The following is an 8272-nucleotide window of genomic DNA, read 5'->3' on the forward strand; positions in this document are numbered from 1 at the left end:
TTGCGGTTGACAAAGTGGCTGCAAGTGGTGGTTACATGATGGCGTGTATTGCTGACCATATTATCGCGGCACCGTTTGCTATCGTTGGTTCTATCGGTGTGGTAGCGCAAATTCCTAACTTTAATCGTTTATTGAAAAAGAACAATATCGATGTGGAACAACTGACCGCTGGTGAATTCAAACGTACGTTAACAATGTTTGGCGAAAATGATGACGCAGGACGTGATAAATTCCAGCAAGAGCTTGAAGAAACCCACGTATTATTTAAAGATTTTGTAAGTGCTCACCGACCTAGTATGGATATCGAAAAGATCGCCACAGGCGAGCATTGGTTTGGTACCCATGCACACGAGCGTGGATTAGTGGATACCTTACAAACGAGTGATGATTACTTATTAAAAGCCAACAAGTCTCAAACTATTTATACAGTGAAATATGTGGTGCGTAAAAAGTTAGCTGAAAAACTAGCACAAGCGGCATCAATGGCTATTTCAACAAGTTTAGACAAGTTATTACAGCAAAATAAGTACCCACAATTATAAAATTGTGAGTACGCTAGCAATAAAAAAGCATATAAGTTAAAACTACGTATTTAACTTATAGGTAGTTTATTAGTTTGGCTTTTATATTTTTGATGGCTTTTTACACTGCATTTGTATCGCTATCCTAGAGGGATAATTCTGTATGAAATGTAAGCATTAAAAAAATAATTGAAAAATTATTGACTACTATATATATATTCAATGTATATATATAAATAGAGCGCAGGTATTAGATATTACTTTTGGCTATCATTAAGTCATATCTAATCAGTAGCGCTCATCAATTTCATATTATTCATAAATTAAAAGAATCCGTCTGTATGGGAAGATCTCTAGTAATTGTGGAATCGCCAGCAAAAGCGAAGACCATCAATAAATACCTTGGCAAAGACTACATTGTTAAATCAAGTGTTGGTCACGTGCGTGATTTACCAACCAGTGGTGGCGCAGCCAAAAAACGAGCAGGTGCTCCGACCCTTGCTCAACAAACTAAGGGCATGACGCCTGAAGCAAAAGCTGCATTTAAACAAAAGCGTGATAAAAAAGCGTTATATTCTCGCATGGGCATCGACCCTGAAAATGACTGGGCAGCAACCTATCAGATCTTGCCTGGTAAAGAGAAAGTCGTTGCAGAGTTACAACAATTAGCTGAAAAAGCAGAAATTGTGTATCTCGCAACCGATTTAGACCGCGAGGGGGAAGCTATTGCATGGCACCTGCGGGAAATTATTGGTGGTGATGACTCTCGTTTTCAACGAGTAACGTTTAACGAAATTACGAAAACAGCGATCCAAGAAGCATTTGAACAGCCGTCAGAACTGAACATTGATTGTGTTAATGCACAACAAGCGCGTCGTTTCTTAGATCGTGTTGTTGGCTATATGGTATCGCCGTTGCTTTGGCAAAAGATCGCTCGTGGTTTATCTGCTGGACGCGTCCAGTCGGTAGCCGTGCGTTTGATTGTCGATAAAGAGAAAGATATCAAAGCTTTCATTCCAGAAGAATTCTGGGATGTGCATACAGATTTAGTGACGTCATTAGGTGAGCCATTACGTGTTGAAGCGGTTAAATACGCCGGTGAAGCATTTAAACCTGTGAATGAAGCGCAAGCGACTAAAGCGGTTACTGACTTACAAAACGCCAGTTATTCGTTATTAAAACGTGATGACAGAGCAACCAGCAGTAAACCTAAAGCACCTTTTATTACGTCGACGCTGCAGCAGGCTGCAAGTACCCGCCATAGCTATGGTGTTAAACGTACTATGGGCTTAGCACAGCGCTTATATGAAGGTGGTTACATTACCTATATGCGTACTGACTCAACAAACTTGAGTAAAGATGCTGTAGAAAGTGCACGCGGTTTTATTGAAACAAAATACGGTAAAGATTATTTACCTGAAGAACCAAATTTATACGGTTCTAAAAAAGGCGCTCAAGAAGCCCATGAAGCGATCCGACCTTCTGATGTAAATGTTATGTCAGGCGATTTGAAAGGCATGGACGATGATGCGAAGAAATTATACGAATTGATTTGGCGTCAATTTGTTGCTTGTCAAATGATGCCTGCGCAATATGATTCAACCAAACTTACGGTTGCTGCTGGTGAGTATCAGTTGACTGCGAAGGGACGTACTATGCGTTTTCCTGGTTGGACAAAAGCGCTGCCACCAATGAGTAAAAAGTCTGAAGATGAAAGTAATTTACCTGTGCTTGAAGCTGGTGAAACACTTGATCTGATTACGGTTGATCCATTGCAACACTTTACTAAGCCGCCTGCACGTTTTAATGAAGCGTCGTTGGTTAAAGAATTAGAGAAACGTGGTATTGGTCGTCCGTCGACGTATGCATCGATTATCTCAACGATTCAAGATCGTGGTTATGTAAAAGTAGAAAACCGTCGTTTCTTTGCTGAAAAAATGGGTGAGATCGTTACTGAACGTCTGACTGAAAGTTTTGAAGAGCTGATGAACTTCGATTTCACTGCAAGCATGGAGTCTCAACTTGATGGTGTGGCTGAAGGCAAGCTGAATTGGATTGATGTACTGAATGAATTCTTTGGTGACTTTAAGAAGCAGCTAGCAACAGCTGGTGCTGAAGTGGCTGAAGGCGGTATGCGCTCGAACGAGATGGTTGTCACGGATATTGAATGTCCGACATGCCAACGTGAAATGGGTATCCGTACTGCGACGACAGGTGTATTCCTTGGGTGTGTTGGTTATAACTTGCCTCCTAAAGAACGTTGTAAGAAAACGATTAACCTAGTTTCTGGTGAAGAAGCCATAGATTTGCTTAATGAGAATGCTGAAACAGAAGCCCTCATGGCGAAACGTCGTTGTCCTAAATGTAGCACCGCAATGGATAGCTACTTGATCGACGAAACGCGTAAACTGCACGTTTGTGGTAATAACCCCGAATGTACAGGTTATGAAGTCGAGAAAGGTGAATTCAAGCTAAAAGGCTATGATGGCCCTGTGGTTGAGTGTGACCGTTGTATGTATGATATGCAGCTTAAAAATGGCCGTTTCGGCAAATACATGGGCTGTACTAACGAAGAATGTAAGAATACGCGTAAGATCCTGAAAAGTGGTGAAGTTGCGCCGCCAAAAGAAGATCCTGTTTTCCTTCCAGAATTGGAATGTGAAAAATCGGATGCTTACTTTGTGCTACGTGATGGTGCCGCTGGTATCTTCTTAGCGGCGAATACTTTCCCTAAATCTCGTGAGACTCGTGCTCCCTTGATTGAAGAGCTAGTACGCTTCAGAGACCGTATTTCGGAGAAGTTTTATTACTTAGCCGATGCGCCAGCGCAAGACCCTGCCGGTAATAAAGCCATTGTTCGCTTTAGCCGTAAAACCAAAGAGCAATATGTGATGACCGAAGTGGAGAAGAAAGCCACGGGTTGGACAGCGCATTATATCAATGGTAAATGGGTCGAAGAAGAGAAGAAGAAAGTCGTGAAGAAGAAAAAAGCTGAAACTGAAAAGTAGTTACTAGTTTTTCTTAGCGCTTACACTATACCTGTGTAGACCAGTATGTGTTTATAAGATACCTCAGCAATGCTGGGGTATTTTTTTGTCTGTAATTATGCCGAGGCAGCAATGTAGCTGTTTCATTTTCGTGATCAGGGTCTAAAGATTATTATTGTTATTTTACTATATATAGAAGAAACGTGCCTTGTTAAAAATCCATACTATTCTAATCTCTATGATTCGGAACTAACTCTAAATACTTAGTAAGATAAAATGAACTTTTAGTTGCTTTGCTGCTCTTAATAATTAGCAGAATAAATACAAATTATAGTGCCTGTCATAAAAGGTACATAAATGCTTTTTTTTTAATCGATTAGCTCGTAATGAGCTCTCTTAATAGGTAGTGTTTATTTCTTGTGTCAAGAACATTCTTCTTGTCATACCTTTTTATGTGTCCGCGATCTTGTTTTTGACCTCTTATTGATTTTCCTTATAGTTTTCATGAAATTATTATGACTATAATCTATACCAAGTTTTAAGCGTAGTTGTTAAATCGTATTCAAAATGAATATTTGCTTTAACGACTACTTGTTAGAATACAATTAACTCTTGGTTGTACCAATCATTGTCAGTTCGAATCATCTCAAAGAGAGGTTCAAGCAGTGAATGAGTTAACTTATAAATCATAAAGGATTTTTAAAATGAAAAAGACTATTCTTGCTTCTGCAATTCTACTAGCTGGCGCTGCAAACGCTGCTGAAATCTACAACAACGAAGGTACTACTGTTTCTCTAGGCGGTTCTTTCCGTGGCCACGTTGCAATTCAAGATTCTGACAACGTTAAATTCGAAGATGCTGGAACACGTTTTGATCTTAAAGTAGCTAAAGAAATAGACAGTGGCCTTAAAGCATACGGTCATGTTGAAATCAAAAACTCTGACAATGAAGGCGAAGGTAAAAGCAACGGCTTATACCTAAACAAATCATATGTTGGTCTAGAGCATAACGTATTCGGTGCTGTTGAATTAGGTAAACAGTATGGTCTGAATGATGACTTAGTAATGAACGATTTCTCTTATGAGAATGGTGTTTATAACGAAGATAACGATCTTTTTGGTTCTGATTCTGAAGATCAACTTAAATATACTAAAGCATTCGGCGGCGCTTCTATCGTTGTTTCTTTAATGGACCAAGATACTTACGCGTTCGGTGCTACATATAACGTTGCGGGTCTAGAACTTGGTGGTTCTTACAACATCGCAAACGACCGTACTGTTGCTGGCCAAGGTATTGTTGATAACTCTACATACATTGTAGGCGCGCGTTACACTCTTGATGCATTAGTATTAGCTGCTCAATATCAAGCTTCTGAAGTTGGTAACCTTGATACATCTGCATACGGTCTTGGTGCTCATTACACACTAGGTCAAGTTGGTATCTACGCTATGTATGACATCTTAGACGGTGATCTTAAATCAGATCAAGGTTCTGAACTAGTTCTTGGTGCTGATTATGAACTAGCTAAAGGCGTAATTGCTTTTGCTGAGTACAATTCAAGTGACCGTGACGGTGCTACTGCAGACCGTGCGAAAGGTTCTGATGACACTCTATGGTTAGGTGGTCGTGTATACTTCTAATCAACCCTGTTGATTAGTTGCTATAAACAACACTGACTGATGAAACCGTTCACTTTTAAAGTGAACGGTTTTTTTATAACTGAATTTCAGAATATTTTCATATCTCTAGTCATATTTAATTAAAGCATGTATTTCATGGTTAATTATATGTGCTCCAGTTTAGACATTTTCGTTACTCTTATTTGTATCTTACTTATGAATAATATCTGTTTACTCGGATCATTCTTTTGTAAAGTTTTGATACTATAGTTATTCTTATCAACACTTATTTGGCCATCGCTATGCACAATACTCTTAGCTCAAGTATCTTCAGTCGTATTGTTGCGACATTATTTATTGGTATATTATTAATATTGAGTAGCTCTACGCTTGCACAAGCGAGCGGAGGTATGTATTTAAAGCAAGTAGGAGCTAGCGATACTGAGAGTATTAGTCATACCGCAGCACCATTAGATACCTTAGCAATAGAAAATGCCGCTGGGATAGCAGCACGTGATGATGCTGATAAGCAGTATCTGTATAAAAATGGCGATATGGCTCGTTTCATCTTTTTAATGGATGCTAAAGATCGAAAAACGAAACTACTTGATAGTTTAGAACGTTGGCCTGAGCATAAACAAAAATTAATAAATAACATCACTGATGGCCAAGGAATAGGGCGTTTATCATCGTTATTCACTACTTTTATGCTCATGCTGGTGTCGGGATTTATTATCGAGCGCATAGTTAGTATAAAAATGAATGCTTTTTCGGAGCGGGTAGCCGAAGAAAAGGGCTCAACGTTCAGAGATAATCTTGATTATTTGTTAATGCGAGGCTTTTTTCAGTATGTTGGGATTGCTATTTTTGCTATCGCAGCCGCACTTATTGCTATTTATAGCTACAGTGAAACCGACCCCTTTCGTTTATTAAGCTTACATGGGCTGGCTTTGGTTGTAAAAATTCGAGCATTGGTTATTTTATTAAGACTTATTCTAGCGCCTTATGCGAAAGGTAACCGATTATTTAAGATTAATTGTGAGTCTGCAAGCCGCTTATATTGGTCAATTTTGGTGTTTATGGCTGTCTATCTTACTATTACTACGATGTGGCGTATTTTAGTCTTATTCTCAGTCGATCCAATTTTGTTTGCTTTAATCACGCCATCGACAGGTATGATCCTAAATATTCTCTCGATTGGCTTTATTTGGTTTAATCGTAGAACAATTGAAGCGATGTTTACTGATAAGAGAGAAACAAGTTCTGCCTTTAGCCGTTTTTTACGTCAAACTTGGACCACTATATTTACAATTTGGTTGTTTATCGCTTGGCTATTCTGGGCCATGTACGAGTTTTTAGGCTATTACGAGCAAGCGGATAACTTTACGCCGATTTGGTGGCTTACTTTTACCTTCCCAATATTAGACCGACTGATCTTTGTTATCCTTAGTCAGCTAAAAGGTATTACTTGGTTACAAAGCCATTCTTATGACAGCCGTTGTGATAAATTTATTCGCCGGGTGATCATTGCGCTGCGCATTATATTTGCCTCAGTTATCTTCTATCACATAGATGCCAGCTTTGATCATAATGCTTGGGAAAAACTTGCTAATAGTCTTGGCGGTCTTATCCAAATGTTTGTTGATATCATCGTTGTAGTTATTTGTGCTTATGCGGTTTGGGAGATAATTCAATCTGCTATTGAGCGTCATTTACCTTACGATATGGTGTGTGCTGGTAATGAAGACGGTACTTCAAAACTAGACGGTGAAGGTGGTGGTACCGGAGCGTCTCGATCTGAAACCTTACTGCCTTTGGTGCGCTCATTTTTATTAGTGTTCTTGTTTTCTTGTGTTTTGTTGATGATATTAAGCATTATTGGTGTTGAGATCGCTCCGTTACTTGCGGGTGCTGGTATCGTTGGTATTGCGGTTGGTTTTGGTGCCCAGAAGCTTGTTCAAGATGTTATTTCGGGCATCTTCTTTTTGCTCGATGATGCATTTCGCCGTGGTGAATATATTGAGGCTGCTAGCTTACGTGGTACTGTCGAGCGTATCTCTATTCGTTCGATTACATTACGCCATCACCTTGGTGCAGTACAAACTATTCCATTTAGTGAAATTGCCACGGTCCGTAATTTATCTCGAGATTGGATCACCAAGAAGTTAGAGTTCCGATTAGATTACCGAACAGATGTAGAGAAGGTGCGTAAACTGATTAAAAAAGTGGGACAAAAAATGCTATCACACCCTGAATACGGCCAGCACTTTCTATTGCCGTTAAAGTCACAAGGTGTGATCAGGGTTGAGGAGTCTGCACTTATTTTCCGCATGAAGTTTACTTGTGTACCTGGCGAGCAATGGGTTATTCGTCGTGAAGCATTTAGACTGGTACAAGAATCCTTAAAAGCCAATGGTATTGAGTTTGCGCATCGTTCTGTGCATGTATTAACTCAGCATAGCGGTAAAGAGAAAGACGATCCTCAAGATATGATTGAAAACAATGCTGCTTTAACTGAAAAGCTAGGTGCCGCTGCCGCATTAAGTGTATCTGCAGATATCAAAAAGAATGATAAAATAGACTCAGATTATAACTAAAATAGTGTTTATTTTTAATAATGTAAATGGGTTGTTAAGTGAGTGCTGCGCTATCTTAGCCTGCACTTTTTTGGTAACCTTATCGCCTTAGTTGTATTTAGTGAAAGAGAGTTCGAGTGCGCAGTAAATTAAATAATAGCCGTTTGCTTATCTATAGCCATGACTCTTTCGGTCTTGGGCATTTACGTCGCTGCAGAACTATCGCGCATGAGCTTGTTGACCGATACAAGGGCTTGTCTGTTCTCATTATTACGGGTTCGCCGATCATTGGTCGTTTTGATTTTAAAGCCAGAGTGGATTTTATTCGTATACCGGGTGTGATTAAACTGCATAATGGCCAATATACCTCACTCGGCTTACTGATCGATTTAGCGGATACATTGGCATTACGAGAATCAATCATTCTGAATACCTCAAAAGTGTTTCAACCGGATATTTTCCTCGTCGATAAAGAACCGGGTGGCTTGAAAGATGAAGTCGTTAGCACATTAGCGCATTTTAAAGGTACTAATACCAAATGTATTCTTGGTTTACGTGATGTGATGGAC

At 39.5% G+C, this 8272-nt stretch carries 4 protein-coding genes and 1 pseudogene; all 5 read left to right on the plus strand.

Going from position 1 to position 8272, the window contains the following annotated elements; genetic code table 11:
- Nucleotides 1-542 (plus strand): protease SohB (sohB, locus tag QNK26_RS13775; RefSeq protein ID WP_319223911.1); only part of this gene is annotated, 542 nt, incomplete at its 5' end.
- A gap of 320 nt (nucleotides 543-862) precedes the next feature.
- Nucleotides 863-3529 carry a type I DNA topoisomerase gene (gene topA, locus QNK26_RS13780; RefSeq protein WP_319223914.1) on the plus strand — a complete coding sequence of 889 codons (2667 nt, stop codon included), beginning with the start codon at nucleotides 863-865 and terminating at the stop codon, nucleotides 3527-3529.
- A 683-nt stretch (nucleotides 3530-4212) separates the two neighbouring features.
- Nucleotides 4213-5148, plus strand: a complete 936-nt coding sequence (locus QNK26_RS13785; RefSeq protein WP_319223918.1) for a porin — start codon at nucleotides 4213-4215, stop codon at nucleotides 5146-5148.
- A 281-nt stretch (nucleotides 5149-5429) separates the two neighbouring features.
- Complete coding sequence (locus QNK26_RS13790; RefSeq protein ID WP_319223920.1) at nucleotides 5430-7724, plus strand: mechanosensitive ion channel family protein; 2295 nt, start codon at nucleotides 5430-5432, stop codon at nucleotides 7722-7724.
- Between the two features lie 116 nt (nucleotides 7725-7840).
- Nucleotides 7841-8272: pseudogene (locus QNK26_RS13795) on the plus strand (hypothetical protein); the annotation flags it as partial.

Source organism: Moritella sp. (genome assembly GCF_033791185.1).
In the GTDB taxonomy this organism is placed as follows: Bacteria; Pseudomonadota; Gammaproteobacteria; order Enterobacterales; family Moritellaceae; genus Moritella.

What these genes read in the sequence shown, in the direction of transcription:
- topA (WP_319223914.1), top strand. Translation starts at nt 863, where the DNA reads ATGGGAAGATCTCTAGTAATTGTGGAATCGCCAGCAAAAGCGAAGACC.
- QNK26_RS13785 (WP_319223918.1), top strand. Translation starts at nt 4,213, where the DNA reads ATGAAAAAGACTATTCTTGCTTCTGCAATTCTACTAGCTGGCGCTGCA.
- QNK26_RS13790 (WP_319223920.1), top strand. Translation starts at nt 5,430, where the DNA reads ATGCACAATACTCTTAGCTCAAGTATCTTCAGTCGTATTGTTGCGACA.